At 37.1% G+C, this 25935-nt stretch carries 23 protein-coding genes; 6 read left to right on the top strand and 17 right to left on the bottom strand.

The window, feature by feature from the left end:
- Positions 1-204 precede the first annotated feature (204 nt).
- Positions 205-2736 carry a TonB-dependent receptor gene (locus Q0X77_RS03900; protein WP_297793341.1) on the top strand — a complete coding sequence of 844 codons (2532 nt, stop codon included), beginning with the start codon at positions 205-207 and terminating at the stop codon, positions 2734-2736.
- A 42-nt stretch (positions 2737-2778) separates the two neighbouring features.
- Here Q0X77_RS03900 and Q0X77_RS03905 read toward each other — a convergent pair whose 3' ends face one another.
- Positions 2779-2952 carry a hypothetical protein gene (locus Q0X77_RS03905; RefSeq protein ID WP_297793344.1) on the bottom strand — a complete coding sequence of 58 codons (174 nt, stop codon included), beginning with the start codon at positions 2950-2952 and terminating at the stop codon, positions 2779-2781.
- 151 nt (positions 2953-3103) lie between these two features.
- Between Q0X77_RS03905 and fumC the strand changes: the two genes are divergently transcribed.
- Entirely contained in the window at positions 3104-4501 is a 1398-nt protein-coding gene (gene fumC / locus Q0X77_RS03910; protein WP_297793347.1) for a class II fumarate hydratase, read from the top strand.
- 99 nt (positions 4502-4600) lie between these two features.
- On the opposite strand, the gene Q0X77_RS03915 is transcribed toward fumC, so the two are convergent.
- Positions 4601-5488, bottom strand: a complete 888-nt coding sequence (locus Q0X77_RS03915; RefSeq protein WP_297793349.1) for a hypothetical protein — start codon at positions 5486-5488, stop codon at positions 4601-4603.
- A gap of 167 nt (positions 5489-5655) precedes the next feature.
- Between Q0X77_RS03915 and Q0X77_RS03920 the strand changes: the two genes are divergently transcribed.
- Complete coding sequence (locus tag Q0X77_RS03920) at positions 5656-6120, top strand: GNAT family N-acetyltransferase (protein WP_297793352.1); 465 nt, start codon at positions 5656-5658, stop codon at positions 6118-6120.
- Positions 6121-6171: 51 nt separating this feature from the next.
- Entirely contained in the window at positions 6172-6978 is an 807-nt protein-coding gene (locus Q0X77_RS03925; RefSeq protein ID WP_297793354.1) for an MBL fold metallo-hydrolase, read from the top strand.
- Positions 6979-6993: 15 nt separating this feature from the next.
- Here Q0X77_RS03925 and ettA read toward each other — a convergent pair whose 3' ends face one another.
- From ettA to Q0X77_RS03940, 3 genes are all read right to left on the bottom strand, one after another.
- Positions 6994-8685 carry an energy-dependent translational throttle protein EttA gene (gene ettA / locus Q0X77_RS03930; protein ID WP_297793356.1) on the bottom strand — a complete coding sequence of 564 codons (1692 nt, stop codon included), beginning with the start codon at positions 8683-8685 and terminating at the stop codon, positions 6994-6996.
- A gap of 92 nt (positions 8686-8777) precedes the next feature.
- On the bottom strand, positions 8778-8960 hold the full coding sequence (locus tag Q0X77_RS03935; RefSeq protein ID WP_297702568.1) for a CAL67264 family membrane protein: 183 nt from the start codon (positions 8958-8960) through the stop codon (positions 8778-8780).
- A gap of 70 nt (positions 8961-9030) precedes the next feature.
- Entirely contained in the window at positions 9031-10014 is a 984-nt protein-coding gene (locus tag Q0X77_RS03940) for a Gfo/Idh/MocA family oxidoreductase (RefSeq protein WP_297793359.1), read from the bottom strand.
- Between the two features lie 79 nt (positions 10015-10093).
- Between Q0X77_RS03940 and Q0X77_RS03945 the strand changes: the two genes are divergently transcribed.
- A complete protein-coding gene (locus Q0X77_RS03945) occupies positions 10094-11722 on the top strand; it encodes a carboxyl transferase domain-containing protein (protein ID WP_297793361.1) in 1629 nt (542 codons plus the stop codon).
- On the opposite strand, the gene Q0X77_RS03950 is transcribed toward Q0X77_RS03945, so the two are convergent.
- From Q0X77_RS03950 to Q0X77_RS03965, 4 genes are read right to left on the bottom strand one after another with little or no spacing between them, the layout of a single operon-like run.
- Positions 11719-13065 carry a M24 family metallopeptidase gene (locus Q0X77_RS03950; RefSeq protein ID WP_297793364.1) on the bottom strand — a complete coding sequence of 449 codons (1347 nt, stop codon included), beginning with the start codon at positions 13063-13065 and terminating at the stop codon, positions 11719-11721. The genes Q0X77_RS03945 and Q0X77_RS03950 overlap by 4 nt on opposite strands.
- A gap of 43 nt (positions 13066-13108) precedes the next feature.
- A complete protein-coding gene (locus Q0X77_RS03955; protein WP_297793366.1) occupies positions 13109-14179 on the bottom strand; it encodes an AMP-binding protein in 1071 nt (356 codons plus the stop codon).
- Positions 14180-15136, bottom strand: a complete 957-nt coding sequence (locus Q0X77_RS03960) for a CPBP family intramembrane glutamic endopeptidase (RefSeq protein ID WP_297793369.1) — start codon at positions 15134-15136, stop codon at positions 14180-14182.
- Complete coding sequence (locus Q0X77_RS03965) at positions 15127-16179, bottom strand: o-succinylbenzoate synthase (RefSeq protein ID WP_297793462.1); 1053 nt, start codon at positions 16177-16179, stop codon at positions 15127-15129. The genes Q0X77_RS03960 and Q0X77_RS03965 overlap by 10 nt, the downstream gene beginning before the upstream one ends.
- A 48-nt stretch (positions 16180-16227) precedes the next feature.
- Here Q0X77_RS03965 and Q0X77_RS03970 point away from each other — a divergent pair, with 48 nt between their 5' ends.
- Positions 16228-17022 (top strand): SDR family oxidoreductase, encoded by a 795-nt coding sequence (locus Q0X77_RS03970; protein WP_297793372.1) that lies wholly within the window; start codon positions 16228-16230, stop codon positions 17020-17022.
- Here the strand turns inward: Q0X77_RS03970 and Q0X77_RS03975 are convergent, their stop codons facing one another.
- The 8 genes from Q0X77_RS03975 to menD all read right to left on the bottom strand — a co-directional run bounded on the left by Q0X77_RS03975 (position 17023) and on the right by menD (position 25906).
- Positions 17023-17703, bottom strand: a complete 681-nt coding sequence (locus tag Q0X77_RS03975) for a metal-dependent hydrolase (RefSeq protein WP_297793374.1) — start codon at positions 17701-17703, stop codon at positions 17023-17025.
- 24 nt (positions 17704-17727) lie between these two features.
- Positions 17728-19686: a histidine kinase dimerization/phosphoacceptor domain -containing protein gene (locus Q0X77_RS03980; protein ID WP_297793378.1), complete on the bottom strand. Its 1959-nt coding sequence runs from the start codon at positions 19684-19686 to the stop codon at positions 17728-17730.
- Positions 19687-20432: 746 nt separating this feature from the next.
- Entirely contained in the window at positions 20433-21185 is a 753-nt protein-coding gene (locus Q0X77_RS03985) for a response regulator (RefSeq protein ID WP_297793381.1), read from the bottom strand.
- 37 nt (positions 21186-21222) lie between these two features.
- On the bottom strand, positions 21223-22131 hold the full coding sequence (gene menA / locus Q0X77_RS03990; RefSeq protein WP_297793384.1) for a 1,4-dihydroxy-2-naphthoate octaprenyltransferase: 909 nt from the start codon (positions 22129-22131) through the stop codon (positions 21223-21225).
- A complete protein-coding gene (locus Q0X77_RS03995) occupies positions 22131-22727 on the bottom strand; it encodes an SPOR domain-containing protein (RefSeq protein ID WP_297793386.1) in 597 nt (198 codons plus the stop codon). The genes menA and Q0X77_RS03995 overlap by 1 nt, the downstream gene beginning before the upstream one ends.
- A 151-nt stretch (positions 22728-22878) precedes the next feature.
- Positions 22879-23709 carry a S1-like domain-containing RNA-binding protein gene (locus Q0X77_RS04000; protein WP_297793389.1) on the bottom strand — a complete coding sequence of 277 codons (831 nt, stop codon included), beginning with the start codon at positions 23707-23709 and terminating at the stop codon, positions 22879-22881.
- A 60-nt stretch (positions 23710-23769) separates the two neighbouring features.
- On the bottom strand, positions 23770-24114 hold the full coding sequence (locus tag Q0X77_RS04005; protein ID WP_297793392.1) for a DUF2853 family protein: 345 nt from the start codon (positions 24112-24114) through the stop codon (positions 23770-23772).
- A 34-nt stretch (positions 24115-24148) separates the two neighbouring features.
- The gene (gene menD / locus Q0X77_RS04010; RefSeq protein WP_297793395.1) at positions 24149-25906 is read right to left on the bottom strand and encodes a 2-succinyl-5-enolpyruvyl-6-hydroxy-3-cyclohexene-1-carboxylic-acid synthase; all 1758 of its coding nucleotides are present in this window, start codon (positions 25904-25906) and stop codon (positions 24149-24151) included.
- Positions 25907-25935: the final 29 nt, after the last annotated feature.

Genomic DNA, 25935 nt, shown 5'->3' on the forward strand with positions numbered 1-25935 from the left:
AAGTATTCCCATGATTTGGGGCCAAAAACTTTAGCCTTTCCGATAAGAACCTTACGTCATTATTGCCCAAGCCTGTCGTTCGGGGTAATCCTTATGTCGTTTAAAGGAGATTATTTCTTAATACTTCCTATTAAGTACAACTTTGAAATAAAACATTCAAATCTTTTTAAATGGGTTTGTTGATTTTATCGGAATTTATAAATTATGAAAAGGAAAATTGAACAAAATAAACTTGCAAGGTGGATAGGCATACCTTTAGCCCTAATTTGTTTGTTGAGCCATTTATCTTTGCATGCCCAAAAACCAGATCTTATAGAAATAACAGGAAAGGTTATTGATGCTGAAACCGGTGAACCTCTGGAATATGCAACCTTAGTACTTCAGTCCGTAAGAAATCCGGAACGCGTTACCGGAGGACTTACAGACGCTGAAGGCCAGTTTAGGGTGGAAACGTTTCCCGGACAATACAATGTTAGAGTAGAGTTCATTTCATTTAAGACTTACGAACTAAAGAATCAGAATTATCGGGTATCAACGGATTTAGGGAAGATTGTATTGCAAATAGATGCGGAACAACTTGAAGAGGTAGAAGTAATTGGAGAACGGACTACAATAGAACTTCGGCTTGATAAGAAAATCTACAATGTGGGCCAGGATCTTACGGTGAGAGGAGGATCGGTGACAGATGTTTTAGATAATATTCCATCGGTGACCGTAGATGTGGAAGGAAATATAAGTCTTAGAGGGAATGAAAGTGTCCGAATCCTGATCAATGGAAAACCCTCAGCCCTTTCAGGTATAAATCCTGAAACCCTTCAGCAACTGCCGGCGGAAACCATTGAAAAAGTAGAAGTAATCACAAACCCTTCGGCTCGCTATGATGCAGAAGGAACCGGGGGTATTCTAAATATCGTTTTAAAACAAGGTAAAAACTCTGGTTTTAACGGCTCTGTAAACCTGTTTGCGGGTTACCCCGATAATTTTGGTGGTGCCCTCAGCCTGAACCTCCGAAGGAAAAGCTTTAACTTTTTTCTCAATACCACCTATAGATACAGAAATGCACCGGGGAATGCGCTGTTCGAGCAGGAAAACTTTAATCCCGATGGAACAACCGCCAGTTTTCAAAATGAAATCCGTGATTACCAACGGCAAAGTGATGGGTTTAATAACAATTTTGGTTTTGAATTATTTATCAATCCAACAACGAGTATCACTAATTCCTTTGTTTACCGGACTTCTGATGGAGAAGACTTAATAAATATTGATTTCTTTAATTCTGACGCTAATAATGATCCAACGGTACAGCGAAACCGTTTTACCACAGAAAGTGAGGATGAAAGTGACATACAATATTCGTTTAATTTTTCTAAAAAATTCAATGATAAGGGCCATGAGTTGGCTATAGACTATCAATATTCGACGGGTTCAGAAATTGAAAATGCCATAATTAATGAAATTGTTCTGGGTGAGAACGAGGAACTTCCAACAGAACAAACTATCAATGATGAATCACAAATTAACCAATTAGTTCAAATGGAATATGTCCTGCCATTCGGTAAGGACAAACAATCCCAATTTGAACTGGGCTACAGGGGGACATTTAATACTTTTGATACGGATTTTAAATTTGGAATATTGGAAGATGGAAATTTAATTAGTGATCCTAATTTTAGCAACCGTCTTATTTATACAGAAAATGTTAATGCCGCATATATCCAATTAGGCAGGAAATTTAATAAGTTCAATATCCTCGGAGGACTAAGGATGGAAGCATCCGATATAGGAATTGAATTGGTTACTACCAACGAAATCAATAACAAGACGTATGTAGATTGGTTCCCTTCTATATTTTTAGGTTATGATTTTTCGGAATTGGATAAGATAAATATTAGTTTCAGCAGGAGACTTCGAAGACCCCGTTCCAGATTTATTAATCCCTTCCCTTCGAGATCCAGTAATACAAATTTATTTCAGGGAAATCCTGATCTCAATCCTACATATTCCAATGTATTTGATTTGGAATATCTGAAACGCTGGGAGAAATTCACCCTTACCGCTTCTGCATATTACAATTATTCTACCGGGGTTTTTCAATTTATTACCCTGGAAACCGGAGATTTTGTGGAAATTGAAAACCCTGATGATCCCGATAACCCGGTTTTGGTACCAATACAAGTCAGAACCCCCATTAACCTGGCAACTGACACCCGCTATGGAATGGAATTTACCAGTATTTATGTTCCCAAAAGAAATTGGCGTTTTACTTTAAATTTTAACATTTTTGAGCAAAAACTGAGGGGAGACTACACCTATACAAATTCTCAGGATGAGGAAATAGTACAAAATTTTGATGCTGATAACCTGGCATGGTTTACCAGGTTTAGTGCAAAAATTCCACTTCCCGGAAAAATAGATTTTCAGGCTAATTTGTTTTACAGAGGTCCTACTGAGAATGCTCAAAGCCGGCGTAAAGGAATATTAAGTACCAATTTGGCTTTCAGTAAGGATGTTATTAAAGATAAGGCCACAGTATCGCTAAACGTAAGTGATCTTTTTAATAGCAGGAAAAGAAGAAGTGAAACCCGGACAGATAATGTTTTCACTTATAGTGAATTTCAATGGAGAGAAAGACAAATCACCTTGTCTTTTTTATATCGCTTTAATCAAAAGAAAAACCAGAGAAATAATAGAAGAGGGAATGGCAACGGTGATGATTTTGAATTTGAAGGATCCTAAACAAATTGCCTGAAATAAAAAAGAAGCCCGGGGCTTCTTTGCTTATTCTTCAAGCTTTGCTCTTTTGGCCTCACGCTTTTCTTTCCAAATTTCTAAAAGATTCCCTCCCAGCCAATAGGGAACAACAAATAACAACAAAAACATCATTAGCCAAAAACCTATGGTAACAATGGTTAAAAAAGCTAAAAATCCCAAATATTGATCAAATTCGAACATACTCTTATTCTTTGGAAAACAAAGATAGTTTGAAAATAACAATTTCAACAAATCAAAGGCAAAAAAATATTTAATAGTATAGAAAATGAGGTTTATAACGATCTAAATAAGGCTTCGTATCTTATCTTTGTAGATACTAAAAAACACTATTATGAGCTTCCGAATTGAAAAAGACACCATGGGAGAGGTAAAGGTCCCCTCCGATAAATATTGGGGTGCACAAACCGAAAGATCCAGGAATAATTTTAAAATTGGCCCTCCGGCTTCCATGCCTTTGGATGTGATCATAGGATTCGCATATTTGAAAAAGGCGGCCGCCTATGCCAATTGTGAATTGGGAGTATTGTCCACGGAAAAAAGGGATCTGATTGCCCGGGTTTGTGATGAAATACTCGCCGGAGAACATGATGACCAATTTCCTCTGGTTATCTGGCAAACTGGTTCCGGTACCCAGAGCAATATGAATGTCAATGAAGTTATCGCTAATAGAGCACATGAATTGGCAGGAAAAGTAATTGGCGAAGGAGAGAAAACAATACAACCAAATGATGACGTAAATAAATCGCAATCCTCCAATGATACGTTTCCAACAGGAATGCATATTGCCATTTATAAGAAGATACTTGAGGTTACTATTCCCGGTTTAAATCAATTGCGAGACACACTCAATGAAAAAGCGACCGCATTTAATGATGTAGTTAAAATTGGACGAACACATTTAATGGATGCAACGCCTTTAACACTGGGACAGGAGTTTTCTGGTTATGTTTCTCAAATAGACCATGGGATAAAGGCTCTTAAGAATACTTTGAGTCATTTATCTGAGCTGGCATTAGGTGGTACTGCGGTGGGCACAGGTTTAAATACCCCTAAAGGCTATGATGTTTTAGTAGCAAAATATATCTCGGAATTTACCGGCTTCGATTTTATAACGGCCCCTAACAAGTTTGAAGCCCTTGCCTCCCATGATGCATTGGTTGAAAGTCACGGTGCTTTAAAACAACTGGCTGTTTCACTAAATAAAATTGCAAATGATATTAGAATGATGGCTTCCGGACCTAGATCAGGTATAGGGGAAATCATAATTCCTTCTAATGAACCCGGAAGCTCCATAATGCCAGGTAAGGTCAACCCAACCCAATGCGAAGCCCTTACCATGGTTTGCGCACAAGTAATGGGTAATGATGTGGCAGTAACTATAGGAGGTACACAGGGGCATTATGAGTTAAATGTATTTAAGCCTGTAATGGCCGCCAACGTATTACAATCTGCCCAACTTTTGGGTGATGCAGCAGTTAGTTTTGACGTTAATTGCGCTGTGGGCATTGAACCAAATCATGAGGTGATAAAGGAATTATTGAATAATTCACTGATGCTGGTAACCGCCCTAAATACAAAAATTGGGTACTACAAAGCTGCAGAAATAGCGAATACAGCGCATAAGAACGGAACCACTTTAAAAGAAGAAGCCGTTAATCTGGGCTATGTTTCGGCCGAAGAATATGATGAATGGGTTAAGCCGGAAGAGATGGTAGGAGGTTTAAAATAATTTAAGCTCCCTGCAGCTAAATTATATGGGTTTATTTTTAATCCAATAAAAAAGGGTCAATCCGAAGATTGACCCTTTTTTGGTAATGGATAGTGTTTATTACTTTAAAGTGAACTTAGAAGTTCCTAATAATTTAAGTTTGTCATCGTAAACGTTTACCATGTAATTTCCTTTTTGGAAGTCACCGGAAGGCTTGTTTATGAAATCACATACATCCAAATCATTATTTTCATAATAGAAGTCAGTTTCTTTGCTATAAGATACAGAGGCGCCATCTTCGCTAGATTTTGTGTTTCCTCCTCCTAAAACATTACCCTGAGGATCTAAAACCTCAACAAGAAATTGTCTATCTCCTGCTTCAGCAATCACGTTATCGGCAACGGTAAAACAAATTTTAAATTTGTCTGTGCTTTTAGCCCTTGATGTAGATACCAGTTTACCATTGTTTCGCTCTTTTACTGCATCAACAGTAAATGAAGATAAATTTAAGGCAGAACCTCTTTCAACGGCATCGGCAAGCTGCGTATTTTGCACTACCAATGAATCGTTGAAAACAGTTTGTTTTTCTAACTCAACAAAAGTACTATCCCTTTCCATGGCAATTAATGTATTTGACTTGGTCAAAGAATCTACCTGACGCAACAATTGCTCTCTTTCCTGCTTAAGAACATTTACCTGCCTTCTGTATCTGGATAAAGAAGCAATATCAGCCTTCATAGTCTTAACAGAATCAATGTACTTGGCAATTCTATCCCTTGCACTTACTAATTCTTCATTCGTAGCATTACTTTCCAGGATCGCTTTGTCGTATTCAGACTTTAAGCTATTCAAATCTTCAACTACAAGATCTTTTTCCTGAGTAAGTGCTGTAGTGGTCTTTTTCTTATCCTGGTAAAGACTAACAGTGTAAATAATAGTCCCTAAAAGAACTACAGCCAGTAGACCAGCTATTACTTTTAATCCGTTGTTACTTTTTGTTTCAGTCATGATGTAAATATTAATTAAGCTTTTTTACTTTTAACAGTATTTGTTTGTATCAGTCTATATACGGTATAGATCTGCTTTTAGATTTTTATTTAGAAAAAATAATTCAATTACTTTGGGTTATTTGGGCATAAGCTTAACTTTAATAATGATAAAACAGAACCCTGTTCATGTCCCTGAAAATTATTCCTTTTAAACCTGAGTTATCAATATACTTCAGAGATCTGAATCTATCCTGGCTGGAAAAGTACTTTTATGTTGAACCCAAAGATGCTGAACTACTTGAAAATTGCAAAAGCAGCATAATCGACAAAGGGGGTTATATTTTCTTTGCGGAGATGGACTTAAAAATTGTAGGATGCTATTCGATGATAAAGCTGCAGGATTCCGTATACGAACTTGGTAAAATGGCTGTTGATGAGACTTGCCAGGGAAAAAAAATTGGACAAAAGCTTTTGGCACATGGAATTGCTTTTGCTAAAAGCCAAAATTGGAAACACTTACTTTTATATTCAAATACTATCCTGAAGCCTGCTATTTATATCTATAAAAAATTTGGGTTTAGAGAAGTGGTTATGGAAAAAGATACACCCTATGCAAGAAGCAATATAAAAATGCAACTTGATTTATTTTAGTAAATTATTGAATATCTTTATTCCACATAGAATAACCTTAACTGTCATGTCATGAAGAATTTAAGAATTCCAATCATAACAATTTGTATTTTGTTTCTAATAGGATGTAAAGAAAAGTCAAAATCAGCATCTAATCTGAATCCAAAAGCGCAACATAGTGACCCAGTAGCGCTGACTGTACCTCAATCCGAAATTGAAATAATTCCTGTTGCTCACGCAACAGCAATTCTGGAGTGGAATGACATTACCGTCTACATTGACCCCGTTGGGGGTGCCGGCGCATTTAAAAACCAAAAGCAACCAGATTTAATTCTGATCACAGATCTGCATGGCGATCATTTAAGTGTGGAAACCCTTGAGGGCTTAAATACCTCCAATGCCAAGATTATGGTTCCTAAAGCTGTTGCAGACGAAATCCCTTCCAAGTTTACACCTCAAATAGATGTTTTAAATAATGGGGATTCAAAAGAACGATTCGGCATTACCGTTGAAGCCATCCCTATGTACAATTTAAGGGAAGAAGCTAAATCATTTCATGTAAAAGGGAGGGGGAATGGTTATGTCTTAAATATGGGAAGTCAACGCATATATTTTTCGGGTGACACGGAAGATATCCCTGAAATGCGGGCATTAAAAAATATTGACAAGGCCTTTGTATGTATGAATCTTCCTTATACAATGACTGAAGAAAGCGCTGCAAATGCAGTAATTGAATTTAAACCAAAAGAAGTTTACCCTTATCATTACCGCGGGAGGCCGGATGTTAGCGATGTCCATAAATTTAAAGACTTGGTAAACAAGGGAAATCCGGAAATTAAGGTGATACAGCTAGACTGGTATCCCAATGATGATTTTTAATAGAATTCCGAAAATCTAACGGATTAACTTTTTATATTTTATTCTTTTAGGCATAATATCCGCACCTAATCGTTTCTTTTTGTTTTCTTCATATTCTGTGAAGGAACCATCAAAAAAATACACCTGGGAATCACCTTCAAAGGCCAGAATATGAGTGCAAATTCTATCGAGAAACCAGCGGTCATGCGAAATTACAACGGCGCATCCTGCAAAATTTTCCAATCCCTCCTCCAATGCCCGTAGTGTATTAACATCCAAGTCATTAGTTGGCTCATCCAGCAACAAAACGTTTCCTTCCTCCTTTAAGGTCATGGCCAGATGCAACCTGTTCCGTTCTCCTCCGGAAAGCATGTTTACCTTTTTATTTTGTTCACTCCCCGAAAAATTAAATCGACTTAAATATGCCCTGGAATTGACCTGCCTTCCCCCCATCATTACCAATTCCTGGCTATCGCTAAAGTTTTCCCAGATAGATTTATCTTTTTGAATATTGGAATGACTTTGATCTACATAGGCTATTTTGGCCGTGTCGCCAACAATAAATTCACCTTTGTCCGGTTCAATCTCACCCATAATCATTTTAAAAATAGTTGTCTTACCAGCCCCATTCGGTCCTATTACCCCAACTATGCCTGCTTGTGGCAATTTAAAATTTAAATTTTCATATAATAATTTGTCTCCAAAGGCCTTGCTAACATCCTTGGCTTCAATGACATTTGTCCCAAGTCGGGGACCATTTGGGATATAGATTTCCAACTTTTCATCAAGCTGTTTTTGATCCTGACTTAACAATTTGTCATAATTCTTAAGTCTGGCTTTTTGCTTGGCCTGGCGCCCTTTTGCACCCTGTCGTACCCAGTCTAGCTCCCTTTCCAGTGTTTTTTGTCTTTTAGAGGCCTGTTTGCTCTCAAGTGCCAGTCTTTTCGCTTTCTGATCCAGCCAACTGCTGTAATTCCCTTTCCATGGAATCCCCTCTCCCCTATCCAGCTCAAGTATCCACCCTGCCACGTTATCCAGAAAATAACGGTCGTGAGTAACCGCTATAACCGTTCCTTTATATTGGGCAAGATGGTGTTCCAACCAATGAACAGATTCAGCATCTAAATGGTTTGTAGGCTCATCCAGCAACAAAATATCGGGTTCCTGCAAAAGTAATCTGCACAAAGCCACCCTTCTGCGTTCTCCTCCTGAGAGCACAGCTATTTTCTTGTCGGCTTCGGGAGTTCGCAAAGCATCCATAGCTATTTCGAGTTTGGTATCTAACTCCCAGGCATTCGAAGCATCTATTTTATCCTGCAGAACAGCTTGTTTGTCCATTAATTTCTGCATTTTATCTGCATCCTCATAGACTTCAGGCAGCCCAAACATATCATTAATTTTGTTGTATTCATCAAGGATAGCCACCGTTTCCGAAACGCCCTCCTTAACTATTTCCAGTACGGTTTTATTTTCATCAAGTATGGGTTCCTGCTCAAGGTAACCCACTTTATAACCAGGTGAAAACACCACATCACCCTGATAATTTTTGTCTGCCCCTGCAATTATTCTCAACAGTGTGGACTTACCTGAACCATTAAGTCCAAGTATGCCTATTTTGGCTCCATAAAAAAAGCTCAAATAAATATTTTTAAGGACAGGAGTATTTGCGTTTTTGTAGGTTTTGGTAACCCCGGACATAGAGAAAATTACCTTCTTATCGTCAGACATAAACTTAATATGTTTTTTGAATACTAATAATAAACCAACAAGTCATTAAACCCGTTGATAACTAAAGAACTTTAGAGATAACTAAGAGGGGTTCAAACCCTCCCTTTTAATGCGTTAAAAACCCAGGCAATAGCAAAGAAACCAATACCTACAGAAGCAAATCCCCACCCGGCTACATCGTCGTAGCGAAATGCGCCCAGGGCAATTAGCCCGAAGCCTACAAAAATCATTATAAAAGTAGCCCATGCAAGGACTGTATTCTTGTTCATTCCCATGATAGTTTGTTTAGTTTGGTCTTCAAATATCGGAAATTTTAGAAGATTATTTCAAAGTAATTACTAAAGATTATTGTTCAAAAGGAAAGACAACCTCTGTTTGTTTTCTAATCTCGTCCATGATGCGAATTAAATCAGTCGTATGCTTTAAAGACCATAAGCTACTTTCCTTCTGACCCTTATTTAAACATTTATGAACTTCTTCTATTTCATATTCATAACCCTTTCCTCTGGTGGATAATTCTATATTTTCGATTTCATTATTCTTTTCAATGGAATACCCTTGTGCTTCATGCCATCTGGGAGGTAAATAAATGTTGCCCATTGTTCCGGAAATCTCTGCTTTCATTTCTGAATTCGAGTTGAGTCCGCTATACAAAATTGCCTGAGCATTTGAATATTCGAAAATTAAAGAGGTTTGAATATCAACTCCTGTTCTATGCTTTTTGGAAGAAGCCAGAATCTTTTCGGGATAACCTAATACGAGATATGCCAGGAAAATTGGATAAATCCCTATATCCAGAAGTGAACCTCCGGCAAGTAAAGGATTAAGAAGCCGACCTTCCGGATTTCTATCCAGTGCATAAAAAGCAAAATCTGCATTTAGATAGGATATCTCTCCTATTAAGCCATCATCAATCAATTCTTTTACTTTCCGGATGGCAGGATTAAACCTGCTCCATAAGGCCTCCATCAAAAAAACATCATTTTCCCGAGCTGCTGCGATCATCCCTTCTACTTCAGCACTATTGACCCCCATTGGTTTTTCACAAAGTACATTGCACCCGGAATTCATGGCCCTTATGCTCAATTCAGCATGGGAAGTATGGGGCGTGGCTATGTAAACTACATCTACATCGTCACTATTAAATAACTCATCATAGCTGCCAAAGGCCAATTTGGCATTATTCAATTCACGAAAACGTTCCGCTTTTCTAATATCTCTTGAGGCAACCGCTACCAGTTCACCATCAGGAACCAGATTTAAATCATGGACAAATTTTTGGGCAATATTACCCAGTCCGACTATTCCCCACCGAATTTTTTCTTTCATAATGTCCTGTTGAATTTCGCTAAAGTTAATCAATATTACTCCTTATCTTTAACCCAATCAAAGAAACGCTATTTAAACTATGGATATCAACTTCAATAAGAACGAAGATCGAAATAAATTACTGGCATCAGAGCTAAAGAAAAGGCTAACCAAGGTAAAATTGGGCGGAGGTAAAGTTCGACTGGATAAGCAACATGCCTTAGGTAAAATGTCTGCAAGAGAGCGAATAGATTATTTGTTGGATAACAGTAGTAAGTCCATAGAAATTGGTGCTTTTGCAGGAGATGATATGTACAAAGAACATGGCGGATGCCCTTCTGGCGGAGTTGTAGTGAAAATAGGTTTCATAAAAGGCAGGCAATGTATTGTTGTCGCAAATGATGCGACAGTAAAAGCGGGAGCCTGGTTCCCGATTACGGCTAAGAAAAACCTAAGAGCTCAGGAAATTTCTATAGAGAACAAGCTGCCTATAATTTATTTGGTAGATAGTGCAGGCGTTTATCTACCTATGCAAGATAAAATTTTCCCGGATAAAGAACATTTTGGCCGGATTTTCAGGAATAATGCCATAATGAGCAGCATGGGTATTGTGCAAATTTCAGCTATTATGGGAAGTTGTGTTGCAGGTGGTGCATATTTACCTATTATGAGTGATGAAGCCTTAATAGTCAATAAGACGGGCAGTATCTTCTTGGCCGGCAGTTATTTAGTAAAGGCGGCCATCGGAGAAGACATTGACAATGAAACACTTGGAGGGGCTGAGACCCATAGTGAAATTAGCGGAGTTACAGATTATAAGGCCAAAGATGATAAAGATGCACTGGATACCATTAAAAACTTGATTGATAAGATAGGTGATCCAAAAATTGCAGGTTTTAATAGGAAAAAACCTATTAAGCCCAAAAGCAAGGAAGAAGATATCTATGGTATATTACCCGGGTCCAGGACAGAGCAATACGATATGCTGGAAATTATCCATCGCCTTGTGGATAATTCTGAATTTCAACAGTATAAAGAGGGTTTTGGTAAAACAATTCTAACTGGTTACGCTCGCATTGACGGTTGGTCTGTGGGCATTGTTGCCAACCAGCGAAAAGTGGTAAAGACGAAGAAAGGAGAAATGCGATTCGGCGGTGTTATTTATTCAGATTCAGCCGATAAGGCTACAAGATTTATTGCTAATTGCAATCAAAAGAAAGTACCTCTTGTTTTCCTGCAGGATGTAACGGGGTTTATGGTAGGCAGTAAAAGTGAACACGGTGGCATTATTAAAGACGGAGCCAAAATGGTAAATGCGGTTAGCAACTCTGTTGTTCCTAAATTTACAGTAATAATAGGGAATAGCTATGGAGCCGGAAATTATGCCATGTGTGGAAAAGCATACGATCCAAGACTCATTGTGGCATGGCCCAGTGCCGAACTTGCTGTAATGAGTGGTAATTCTGCAGCTAAAGTTTTACTTCAAATTGAAAAGGCCTCTTTAAAAAAGAAAGGTGAGGAAATATCTTCAGAGAAAGAAGCCGAACTCTTTAGTAAGATAAAGAAGCGTTATGATAATCAGATCTCACCTTATTATGCTGCCGCTCACTTATGGACTGATGCAATCATAGACCCGTTAGAAACGCGTAATTGGATTTCCATGGGAATTGAAGCAGCAAACCATGCCCCTATTGAAAAGGCATTTAATATGGGGGTATTGCAGGTTTAGTTACCTAAATGTTCAGTGGCCCTTGGTATAAGTAATAGTTCTGTCTGACGGCCATTTACATATCTGAACCCTTCAGGGCCATAGAAGCCTGCTTCCTCAAGCATTATTCGAATATCCCTGTTCCATTCAGGAATAGTAATTGTGGTATTCAATTCAATGGCGTAGACCGTATTCGGGTTGAGAGGATAATTCTCACCATCATCTTTCATAACACCATTCTGTGAATCCCACATCCCAATAGTTGTTCCGGCAGAATGACCATAAGATCCCAATGGATGTGTATAAATAGCCGGTCTAAGTCCGGCTTCCCTGGCCTGGGTTAGTGCAATTTTCAATATTTCATTCCCTGTGCGGCCGGCAATCATATTTTTAGTAAGATAATCCTGCACCCTGTTGCCATCTTTTAAACCTTCCCTCAAAAACAAAGGTGCTTCCTGCTCCTCTGGTTTCAACACGTAGGCAAGTTCCTGACAATCGGTGTTTAATCTTAAATAGGTGATTCCAAAATCACAGTGCAATAAATCTCCCGGTAAAATCACCATTTGGTCCGGTCTTCCGGAAAAAGAATAAAGATGCCCTACCAATTCTTCATTTTTACGCTGTACATCCACGGTTGGATGAAACCAGGTCTCCAGACCCATATCAGTTACTTTTTGTCTCATCCACCACTCCACTTCGGATGTTGTCGTTATACCGGGGGTTATCACTTCTTCGGAAAATGCCTCTTCAATAATATCATGTGTTATGGATACCAATTGATCGTATATGATCATCTCCCGTTTAGTTCTTGTCTCTATCCATCTAACGGCTAGTTGTTCTGCTGAAACAATTCTTTTGGCATATTTCTTTGGAAGATTTTGTAAAAATTCATCATAATCAGTCTTGTCAAGGCCATCGGCAATATTATGATCCTTAGAAAAATTTAATCCAATCTTTTTTGGATTGCGCTCCTCAATCAATTGCACCAGTCGTTTCCATTGATCAGGTTCTTTTTCCTTGTCCCAGGAGGATGAGATATTTTTACCTACATCATAACGGGCCACTGCCAGTTTTTCAATTGTATTTTTACTTTTATCCCTGTAAAACAGAAGAATGGTCCTCCTTCTTGCATTCAACCATGTTGAGGGTAACATAGTCCTTAATACAGGATCTTCATTATATTCCCGGGAAATAAGGATCCACATATCTATATTAGATTTGTCCATTAGCTCCGGTAACAGGACATCAAACCGCTCTTTTAAAATTTCGTCAACTACCCGGGCCCGTTGTTCTTCAGGAAGGATTTGCTGGCAAAACAAATGAGAACTTACGGAAAACAACAGGATTGCTATAATTTTTTTCATATACAATAAAGCTTCTTAAATGAGCACCTAAGATAGGTCAAGATTACTTGTTTTTTATTAATGACAAAGTTTTATCCCTGATTATTTTACCATTAACCGTGTATTTAAATTGGGGTACGTACAGGGTCTCTTTTGGTTTCTCAAATTTATCCAAATCCAAATCGCCAATCATTTCCTGAAGATTATCAATTGTTTTACCTTCAACAATTAAAATTAATTTCTGCCCCAAGTGCTCATCCGGGATGGCGCTGATGAAAAAATTTGATTTGATGACCGCGGCTAACTTGTCCTCAATTTTTTCAGGTATCAGCTTTACCCCTCCGGAATTAATTACGTTATCAAATCTACCCAGCCATCGAAATTCTTTATCTGAGATTATTTCTACAATATCGTTAGTGATTACAGGGTTATCACTAATATTTGGGGCATTTATAACCAGACATTTTCTGTCATCCTGAGATATGGATATATCCTCTAATATTTCAAAAACATCATGATCTGCACCGGTTTCGAATTGACTCAATGGCCTGACTGCAACATGTGTAATGGTTTCAGTCATCCCATAAGTTTCAAAAATCCTGGTAGTACTCTCCTTAATTAATCTCTTCAATTTTGAAGAAACCGGAGCTCCTCCAACTATAAGTGTGTGTATCCTATCTAGATTATTTAAAGAGGATGCCAATTGAAGAGGTACCATTGCACAAAATTTATAAGACTTGGTTATCCTATCTAAAGGTCTTGAAGTTGGAGCAACAAAATCGAGCTCTAATCCCAGGACCATCGCCCTAACGAGCATCATCTGTCCGGCAATATACCCAGTAGACAAACATAATAAAACCCTGTCACCCGCTTCCAGCCCGAAATAATCTCCAGTGACCTTGGCAGAGTTTACCATATGTATTTTTTTTAGACCTACCCTCTTTGGAACGCCTGTGGAGCCTGAAGTACGTATTGTAAGTTCGGAATCATCCGATAGCCAATCTAGTATAAAGTCACCTATTTCCTTTTCAAAATCTTCTCCTTCTTTAATTAAACTATATGATACTTCTTTTAACTCTTCATTAGAGAAAGTATGACCATTAAGTTTAAATTGAGGATGTAGTTTAAATGCCATTTATTTAATTTCAGTTGTTTCATTATGACTGACAGGAGGTATCAAATTCCCAGTCAGACGATCTTTCCAATTGGTCCATCCATACTTTTTGGATAAAATAAGCAACACAATGGGATAGATAATAAAAACCGGTGCAAAAACTTCCCAACCTATTTCCGGTTCGGAGATGTCCTTATATATGGAATTTGTCTGGAAAGCTGTCCATTCTGCGTGGACAATTAGTGCTGCCGTAAAATTATTTGCTGCATGAAAACCCAGGGCTAACTCTAAACCCTCATCCATTAAAGTAAGAATACCCAAAAACAGACCAGTCCCAATATAAAAAACCATTACCCCATATCCTATTTTAGCTACTTCAGGATTAAAAATATGCATCAACCCAAAAATTAAAGAAGTCCCTATAAGCGGCACCCATCTGTTTTTTGCCGCAATGCCTAAGCCCTGCATTAAATAACCCCGCAAAAAGTATTCTTCAAAGCTGGTTTGAATAGGGATAAAAATAATAGCGATAAGCAACAAAACAAGAAATAGATCGGGTTGAAAGTTATAAACGTAATCCTCCGGTGATAAATAGATATCCAAACCTATAAACGCCACAGAAATTACTGCCCAAAGGAAGAAGGTGAAAAACACCCGTTTCCAGTCAATACGCTTCCTGGAAGTAGTCAAGGAAACAAAACTTTGTTTATGTAAAAGTTTTACTGTGAGATATAAGACTATAAATCCAATAGCAAATGTCAGAAGGACTAGAAAGAAAAATAAATTAGATCCTAAGAAATTAGATATCCCTGATAGATCTAAATCTGTTGGAATATCTCCAGATTGCAATGCCTTTGCCAAAAAAACTATTGTCAAAGGTGCTGCCCCAATAACTTGCCAGCCTACTATAATTATGAGCACACCTATGGCATATCTCCATAATTCATGCAATCCTTTGTATCCTTGTTCTATATACATAATTTGTCAATTAGATTTTCTTCCCAATCGGAATTTTTATTGTAATGCAACTGCCCTTTGCATATTTCAAGAGGGCTCGGAAAATTATTAGTGAATAAACTCCCGGTTCCCAGGCCCTGGGCCATTTTATTATTAAGCGTATATGTCCATTGGGCAATGGCGTTAAGGCCAATATTACTTTCCAGGGCACTTGTAATCCACCAGCCAATATCCAGTTTTGAAGCTACCTCAATCCATTCCTTACAGGCGCTGAACCCACCCAAAAGGCTTGGTTTTAGAATTATATAATATGGCCTAATGGTTTGTAGTAAGCTTTCTTTTTCTGTTACACTATTATGGCCAATTAATTCTTCATCAAGGGCAATAGGAAGTGGCGTATTTTCACATAGTTGCTTCATTTTCAATGGAAATCCCTGTTTAATAGGCTGTTCAATAGAGTGTATATCATATTCTGCCAGTCGCTGCAGCTTATCTATTGCTTCTTCCGGACTAAAAGCTCCATTAGCATCAACTCTGAGCTGTATTTCTTCTTTGGAATACTTTTTTCTAATGGTAGCAAATAAAGACAATTCAGTATCAAAATCAATTGCCCCTATTTTGGTTTTAATACAATTGAATTCAGAACTTATTTTTTGTTCTATCTGTTCCTGCATAAAGGCTGCATCGCCCATCCAAATAAGCCCATTAATATTTATTCCCTGCTTTGATCTGGTAAAGTCTGATGGGAAAAGGATAAACGGGTCTTCAGATTGGAGGGATGCAAATGCCTGTTCTACGCCAAATTTTATGCTGGGATAGTCTTTTAGTTTTTCCAAAAGTCGTACAGGCCCTAAATGAATATTTGAACAGGTCCATGACAGGGCTTCCTCATATTCAGGAACATCGTCCATACTCAGACCCCTGAACAAGCCGCATTCGCCAATGCCCGACTTCCCCTGATCTTTAAGAATTAAAAACCAGGTTTCTTTATCCATCAGTACTCCCCTGGAGGTCCCTGCCGGTCTTTTAAATTTCAAATGGTATTTCCTGTAAAAAGCCTTCATATGAATTGGTGCCAAATTTAACTATATTTTCAATCTAAAAATTAGAGAATGAGGGCAAATGCTAATAAAATAATATGGTTAACCGGGGCTTCCTCCGGGATTGGGGAATCTCTGGCCTATGAATTAAACTATCAAGGGCATAAGCTAATAATTTCGGCCAGGAATAAAGAACAACTCAAGAAAGTTAAAGAAAAATGCAAATACCCACAAAAGGTGGCCATTTTACCTTTAGACCTGGAGGATTTGACCAGCATGCGCAATATTGTAAAAACAGCTATTTCTATTTACGGGAGGCTTGATATCCTAATAAATAATGCGGGCTTAAGTCAGCGTTCTCTAATCATAGAAACGAATCTGGAGGTCTTTAAAAAATTAATGCTAGTAAATTACCTGGGTACTGTGGCGTTAAGTAAGGAGGTTTTGCCTCATTTTATAACAAATGGCGGCGGGCACTTTGTTGTGGTAAGCAGTTTGATGGGAAAATTCGGATCTCCTTATAGGTCCGGCTATTGCGGTGCTAAGCACGCCCTTCACGGTTTTTTTGACGTTTTAAGAATGGAGCATGAAAAAGACGGTGTGGATGTCACTATCATTTGCCCGGGTTTTATTCAAACTAATGTTGCAATAAATGCATTGACCGGGGATGGTTCTTCTCAAAAACGAAATGATTCTGCAACGGAAAATGGTATGTCACCCGATAAATTTGCAAGGAAAATGATACGCGCAATCCATCGAAAGAAGTTTGAGGCATATATAGGGGGTAAGGAAATTAGCGGGATATATGTGAAGCGTATTTTTCCAAAGCTTCTGCATAAAATAGTACTAAGAAGTAAGGTCAGATGATCAAACTGTCATTGACTCCCCTATCGGTAATAAATGCAACTTCTTACCAGCCTTTGTGAATTTTTCAAGAGCCTCCTTATGATCTATCTCTATATATCCGAAAGTATCATAGTGATATCCCAAAATGCTATCGCATGAAACGAAATCTGCAGCCAGAATGGCGTCGTCAACACCCATGGTAAAATTATCTCCAATAGGCAATACAGCAAGGTCAAGCTGATGCGTTAAAGGAATTAATTTCATGTCCGAAGTCAAAGCCGTATCGCCCGCAATGTATACATGCTTATTATCCGAGGAAATAATAAATCCGCCGGGCTGACCCCCATAAGAGCCATCGGGAAAAGAAGAAGTATGAATGGCGTTCGTATATTTTACCGTACCGAAATCAAAATTCCAATTACCCCCATGATTCATTGGATGTACTTTGAAACCCTTGCTTTCATAGTGCATTGCAATCTCATAATTACTTACAATTGTTGGGTTAGACCTCTTAGCGATAACCTCCACGTCCAGGATATGGTCCTGATGGGCATGTGTAAGAAGGATATAATCAGGATTTAAACTGCCAATATCAACCTTTCCGGTTGCCTTCTCGTTAGCTGTAATAAATGGATCAATTAAAATTGTATTCTGGCCAACCTCAACCAGGATAGAAGCGTGTCCTAAGAAAGTAATTTTCATGATGTGCGGATTTATAGTTCAAATTTATTTAAAATTGAACCAAAAACGAACACCATCTGTAGTTTTATCAATATTTAATGTGGATTGTAATTGATTTACGAGACGTTTCATTAAACGAACGCCCATTGATGAATTGGCTCTCTCTTCCGAATCTTCACTAAGGCCTACACCGTTATCCGTATATTCAAAAAATCCCTGATCACCGTTTTTTCGAAGGTGGATATATATTTTACCATTTTCATCACCCTCGGGAAATGCATATTTAAAAGTATTGGATACAAGCTCGTTCAGGATTAGCCCAAAAGGGATGGCCCTGTCAATATCTAATTCAACACCTTCAGCATCAATAGTAATATTTATATTGTGACCACCTTTCTTGAATACAGATTGCACGCTATTTACCAAACTCTCTATGTAACCTTGCATTTCAATGACTGATAAGTCATCATTCTGATATAACTTCTGATGAATTAGAGCCATGGCTTTTACCCTACTCTTTCCTTCTTCCAGGGCTTCAATAGCCGCCTTGCTGCGGGTGTTCTTTGTTTGAAGACTCAAAAGGCTGGATACCATTTGAAGGTTATTTTTTACGCGATGATGAATTTCTTTTAACAAAGAATCTTTTTCAACAAGTGAGTTTTCAATGATATGATTTTGTTCAGCAATTAGGCGTTGATTTTTAATACTCTTTAGATAAGCATACACCAAGCCTGCAAAGCCTAAAAGCGTGAATATCAAAGAAATAAATACCAAATTGATTTGCTCGTCCTTTTGTTGCATTTCACTTCTTGCACGTTCCATTTCCAGCTTTTGAGCATCAATCATTCGCTTGGAATTCTCAATTTCATATTTAGCCACGGTAGAAAGCTGCTGCTTCTTTAATGAGGTATCGTTGCTATTAATAGAGTCGGCAATTCTTACATTCTTCTTGAGGTAGAAGTTAGCATTTTTATAATCTTCAATTCTATCGTAATAGGCTGCCAATAATCTATTCTTTTTGACAATATGCTCGGACTTTTTAGGATTAAGGTCATCATTTAAAATATCCTTTGCCTTATTAAAATTTTCAAGTTGCAGATGACAATCCGCCAGTGCCAGACTATTTTCAATCACATCTTCAGAATATTGTCCAACATAATTTTCCTTTATTAGTTCAATACTATTTTCCAAATAAGGTAAGGCCTCTTCAAATTGTTTAAGCTGCAAATAAGATTTCCCAATATTACCTTCAATTATACCCTTTAATAATTTAGCCTTCTGTAATTCTTTTTCAGATTTAACCTGGGTTACATCATTAAGATACACATCTATATAGCCCTTGGCCTTTTTAAAATTACTAAGTGAAACTGAGGAGGATTTGTCAAGTAATAAATAACGACCCACATTGTTATTATATTCTGCAAGACCGTATAAGTCACTATTGTCTATCGTCTTTTTCATATCCATGATATAATCCTCCATGGCTTTTCTATGCAAGCCCAGATTCGAATAAATATCATAGAAAGTGATATTTTCTGTGAGTCCTAAATCTCTTTTCTCCTGTCTTATCTCAACCTGTTTCCCATATAGTTTTAGTTGAGCATAGTTATCATCTATTAGATCTAGTAGTATCCGTTTGGTCTTAAGATCGAAAATATCCTTTACTGCATAGAGGTCATTAGCAATGGCTACACTTTTATCGTAGTCACCCAAATCAAAATAAATTTGCGATTGCATAAGCTTGTAATTGCTTATTGCCAATGAATCTCCGGACTTTTCTGCTGAGTTTAAATAGATGTTCACTTCATCCAGCCAATCATAAGCTGAATTTTCATTATATCTATTGAGTGTATTGAAAAAATAGTCGAACCTGTCAACATCCGTGCGCTTATCCTTGAATATTTGCAATACATTTTCATCCAGGGTATCCAATACCTGTGCTCCAACGCTTTGAAATAAAGAGAAAAAAACTATTACTAAAATTTTACCCAGCGATTTTGCCATAACAAGCTCAGGACTATTTGCCAAACACTATTTTGATCCTTTTATAATTATTCAGGTATTCAACCTCAACACTGATCTAAACTTACTACTAAATGACCTTGTGTTTAAATTTTTGTTGTAAAGTAGAATGAAACTGTTGTCTACCAATGATCTTAGTGTAAATGTTACCATGTTAGATTTAAATCTCGTTCAAACTTTAATTACCAAAACACGCTCCATATACCTTATGAAAATCTTATTCATACTTTAATAATGCACAAAGGACAAATGAAAAAGACTATACGCCTAGCATAGTCTTTTACAAAGTGATATATAAATGATAAGATTTGGGGTGCTGTAATAGCGCTTCAAAAGTATCACCTAGTTATTTAGGATTCGAGATTTTGTTGTGAAATGGCATATTTATGTTGTGAAATGGCATTTTATAGTGATTAAGTGCATTTCACCCGATTTTTTAGCTTTTTATCGAGCCTGGGATATCCATTGTTTAGAATTCCGGTTTACCGTAATATTGGTATAATCAAAAAGAGCCCTGTCAATTAAGACAAGACTCTTTTACGAGAACACTATATGAAAATGAAAAAAATTAATCAATTATTTATATAGCTAAAGTATATCAACTCTTCAATTGTGAGAAATTAATGTTGTGAACTATATCAAATATGTGGTGAGCACCCTTTTTGGAGCCATTAACAGCATAGATAAGCCTACTTATCTAATTAAACCAGTGTATAAAGAGCTTGATTTTAGGAATTCATAGCTGAAATAATAAACTCTTTAAAATCCTTTGAAATAGGGATAAGTGTATTATTAATCATGATATCCCTGGAGTTTATGGCGTCTATATGATCTACATTTACAATGTAAGACTTATGAGCCCTGTAGAATTTATTTTTAGGTAATTTCTCCAGATAATCTTTCAAGGGAGACCTTACCAGGAATTTCTTGTCTACCGTATTAACTTCCAGGTATACATTATCTGCCTTTATAAACTGGATATCTCCAAACTGAATTCTATAGTAAAGGTGTTGTTTTTTAACGAAGATAGAATCTTTAAGCACCGAATTGGAGACTACTTTTTCCTGACCTTCAGGAAGTTCCTGTCCACCTTCTTTGGTTGAGTAGTCAAAATTTGAAAGCGCTATTTCAATAGAAGTATAGAGATCCTGCTGTTCAAATGGTTTTACAAGATATCCGTTAGGTTTAACCGATTTAGCATTCTCAACAGTAGCCCGATCAGAATTAGAGGTAACGAAAATGAAAGGGATATTGTAGTTATCTCGAATATGTTTTCCCAGATCTATTCCTGTTTTGTCCGAGGCTAAAATGATATCAATAAGTACGAGGTCTACATGATTATTCTTTAAAACCTCCTCGGCTTGTTCGTAAACAATGACGTTATCTACAATCTCATATCCTATTTCCTCCAACATGGATTGCATGTCATCGGCAATAATAACATTATCTTCAACAATAAGAATTTTAATAGCTTGTTCCAAGGCAAGTAAAGTATTAGGGGGTTATGTCATTTCAAATTTACAAAAAATAATAATACTCCAAGTAAAACAATAACCCTAACATAAAAGTACTGAGAGCTACTTTCTTCAATTCCGGATCAAATTTACCGGGATCTTTAATTTTACTTACGACTATCAAATGACCAAATAGCGGTATAAATGCAATAAGGCATAGGGCACTTTTCCATGAATAATAATGATTCCCAATAAAAAAAAGCATACATAAGAAAGCCAGGATAATGAGTGTATATTGATATAATTTACCTTTGGCAACACCGATCTTAACAATTATCGTATTCTTTTGAGCCCTTTTATCCGATTCATAATCTCTAAGGTTATTTAGATTGAGCACGGCGGTACTTAGAAGACCAATGGAAATGGCCGGAAACACTGATATAGTTGTCAAAAACTTAGTATATAAAAACATTGATCCCAGAACGCTGAGCAATCCAAAAAACAAGAAGACAAAAAGGTCGCCAAATCCTTTATAGCCATAGGCGTTTTTTCCAACGGTATATTTAATCGCAGCCCAAATACTAATTATGCCCAGAATGGTAAATAAAACCACATACATGATATACTGCTCGTAAAATGCAACGTATAGAAGTAGAAAGACAAGTACTAAATTTATAACTACAGAAACCTGAATACCCAATTTGAGTTCACTTTTAGACAACCGGCCACTTTGATATGCGCGTTTAGGACCAATTCTATCCTCATTATCCGTACCCTTTACCCCATCTCCAAAGTCATTGGCAAAATTCGAAGTAACCTGGAAACCAACTGTCGTTAAGAGAGCAAGAATAAAAATAATGGAATCCTTAAAGCCATAGATATTGGCCATGGCGGTGCCAACAAATATTCCGGATAATGATAAGGGAAGGGTCCTCAAGCGGGCTGCGCTGAGCCAGGCTCTAAATTTGGTCACTAATAGGGATCTTCAATTTTTATTCGTTTCCCATCCTGATAGGACGCTACAAATGCATCGTCAAATCCCATTTTAACCAACTGATATCTGAAGGACCTGGCTTCTTCCAATGTTTCAAAATTTCCTAAGGAATACGAGTAAAACGGATTAGTTTTAACAAACATAGTGTTTGCCAACGATTCAGAAGACAGGGTAAGATTATTATCAACAAAGGATTTAACCTGGACAGAATATATTTTCTCTTTTTCTAAGAACTTCTTAGCCAGATAGAATTCTTTTACCAGGCTTAATTCTTCATTTTTTGTTTGCAGATTGTCTATCCTGGTTTTTACTGCCTCCAGGCTATCTATTGAAACCAATAAATTTTGATTGTCATAGGTATTAGACCTGCTAAGTCCGGCCGTAAATGAAGTAATTGCCAAAGCTCCTATTAAAAAAAGAGCCGTTACCCCTGCTAGGATATTCCTTTGGATCTTACTCCTTTTTAGCTCTTTATTTTTAAATTTTATTTGATCTAACAAGCGTTCATTTATAATCTGTGCTTTGTCAATATCTTTATGTAGTTCTAGTAAATCGCTTTCTTCAATAAATGGCATTTCATATTATATTTAGGGGTCCGGTGATAAAAATAAGTAAAAAGCTTATTATCAACAAAATATATAAGATTTTAGTCAAAAGTAATCGTTTTATCGGAGGAATTATACAGGTGCTTACCAATTTTTATAAACCATTATACCTTAAATCGGTTCATAAACTGTATATCCCGTCATTTTTTATTTCAATTTTTCTTTCCCTGTAAAGGGTTCCAATGGCTTTTTTGAAGACTTTTTTACTCATCCGGAATTTCTCCTGTATTTCCTCAGGTGCAGATTTATCATGAAGGGCAATATAACCGCCTTCCAGTTCTAACTGTTCAAAGATTTGTTTCGCAGCAGGTTCAAGACTTGAATAGCCAATAGGTTTTAGGGATATATCTACCTTGTTATCTTCTCTAATATTTTTAACATAACCCTTAACAGACATTCCAACTTCTATTGGCTGAAATACTTCATTTGTGAAAATCAGTCCTCTGTATTTATTGTTAATTATCACATCCCAACCCAAATCAGATTTCCTGCTCACCAAAAGATCCACTTCCTCCTTAGGTGAAAGTGATAACTCTTCGTTTTTTACGAATTTATTTAACCTGGAAGAAGCCACTAACCTAAAAGTCTTTTCATCCAGATAACAAAAGACAACATACGACTTACCTTCAATCATTTTTGTTTGTTGTTCCCCGAAAGGAACTAACAAATGTTTTTCTAATCCCCAATCTAAAAAGGCCCCAAAATCATTTACCTCAGCAACTTTAAGGAATCCGAAAGAATTTCTTCTGATTAATGGATTTAGCGTTGTAGCAATGGGGCGTTCTTCGTGATCAAGATAGCAAAAGACGCGTATTTCATCCCCTATTTCATAATTTACAGGAACATATTTCGTAGGAAGTAATAAATCATCTACATCATCGTCACCCAGAAATAAACCTACACCTGTCTCCCGCAGGATTTTTAAAGTATTATAATTTCCTAATTCTATCATGAAAAGGTTTTAACCTATTAAGTAAAAAACCGCCTTTGATCAGAACGGCTATTAAATATCCTAAGAATAAACAGATTCTTTCTTAAAGTGCTTTGCCAACATATAATAAACAACAGCCCTATGTTTGTTTCTTTCCGAAGAACCATAAGTCGCTATAACGCTTTGGATAGCCTCCATGAGTTCGGGACCATCTGAAAGGCCTAATTTTTTAATTAAGAAGTTTTTCTTTACCGTTTCAAGTTCAGATGCATCGGTTCCGGAAACTTTTGAAGAATCCCTGTTATAAATGGAGGGACCTAGTCCAACGGTTACTTTTTTTAAAAAATCCATATCAGGGGTCTCTCCAAATTTACCCCGGATATCGGCAGCATACTGCTCTATAAGTAAAACTCTTTTATTGCTCATAAGGTTAGTAATCTTTTTTGGAACTAAGTCCGTTCTAAGATATGAAATCGAAATAATTAAGCAAAATTTTATCGTTCAGGACTCTGGGTGTTTTTACCTCCAAAAGTTGGGGGGAATCTGAAGGCAAATAAAAGTTTGACAACGCTGATTTTAAACTAGATTCATCTTCAGCTTCATAATGATTTATTTTAAAGAGCGCACAAAGTTTTTTCAACTCCAAATCCTGAACAGTCTCAAAAAAAGTTTCAAAATTTTGAGTATTTTCCTTACCCGGTAAAATTCTAAATATCCCTCCGCCACCATTATTAATCACTATAATTCTTAGATCGTTACGCAAATAAGAATTCCATAGTCCGTTACTATCATAAAAGAAACTCAGGTCTCCTGTTATTAGTAAAGTAGGGCTTACGGAATAAATTGACGATCCGGCTGCTGTTGAAGTACTGCCGTCTATACCACTGGTTCCTCTATTGCAATATACGTTAAGAGAAGGATCCAAATCAAACAGCTGTGCATATCTCACTGTTGAACTATTAGCCAGATGAAGCTGATAGCCTTTAGGAATCCCTGCACATATTATGTGAAAAGCCAAAAAATCTGTAAATGGAATTTCATTTAGATACGTTTTTCTTCGGTTTAGATATTTTTCTTTTACCCTACTCCAGGTTTCGTAATAATTACTCCGCACTTCAGTAGTATGCTTCATCATATTTTCGAAATACCTGTTTTCATCCGTTTTTATATGCTTTGTAAGTGAGAAGAAAGTATCATATGCCTTTTTATTATGTATGTGCCAGTGATGCTCTGGTTTAAATTTTCTGAGAAAGGCTTTTATTTTTTTAGAAACGATCAGGCCTCCCATAGTAACCAAAATATTCGGCTGCAGTTCTTTAAACTTTACATCGCGGTCCTCAGACTTTTCAATGGGGGCTATTATACTATCTATACTGGGGAAAAAATTTTGATGATGGACATTGGAAGTAACTTCCGTAAAAACGATTACTGATTCCTCATTCGCGATGTAGTTTAAATAGTCACTATTTATACGGTCGGGATAATTGACCCCGATAATGAACATTTTCTTTGCCGACTTATTCCATACTTGTCCAAGTTCCTCCCAATTGGTTTTCTCATGGTTATTTTCACAACTCAATGGAATACATTCCGGGCTTACGGTTACATCTTCCTCTGTATCATACAATGGTTCTTCAAAAGGAATATTGATGTGTACCGGGCTGTTTTCCAGAATTGCCAAACATAGCGCATTGTTCAATTCGTTATCATTAAAAGATTGAATCTGAAGCTGCAACTCATCCGTAGCAGCCTCTTGAAGAAATAATGAGGGTTCAAATCCTTTTATGGTATCACTGGCATGGTTGATATCCTGCTTTAAATTTGCGGTATAGCCTATATGTTTTTCAAATATTGATTCTTGCCTTATTGTCTGGCCATCGCCAATATCTACCTTATAGCCTGGCCTATCTGCTGAAATGATAACTAGCGGAATATCGCTGTAAAAAGCTTCCGCCACTGCAGGGTAGTAATTTAAAAGAGCACTTCCTGAGGTACAGACGGCTATAACAGGTTTTTGTAAATGTTGTGCCATGCCCAAAGCAAAAAAGCCTGCACTTCGTTCATCAACTATGCTATAACAGGAAAAATATGGATCATTGGTAAAACCAATGGTTAATGGCGCATTCCTTGACCCTGGGGAGATTACCACATTCCTGATACCCCTTGATTTACAATGGAACACAACCGATTGAGCCGAAGGAATACTAGAATATTTCATAGGCGACACAAAAATACAACGGAACAGTG

It is taken from the genome of uncultured Eudoraea sp., assembly GCF_947258925.1.
Classification (GTDB): Bacteria; Bacteroidota; Bacteroidia; order Flavobacteriales; family Flavobacteriaceae; genus Eudoraea.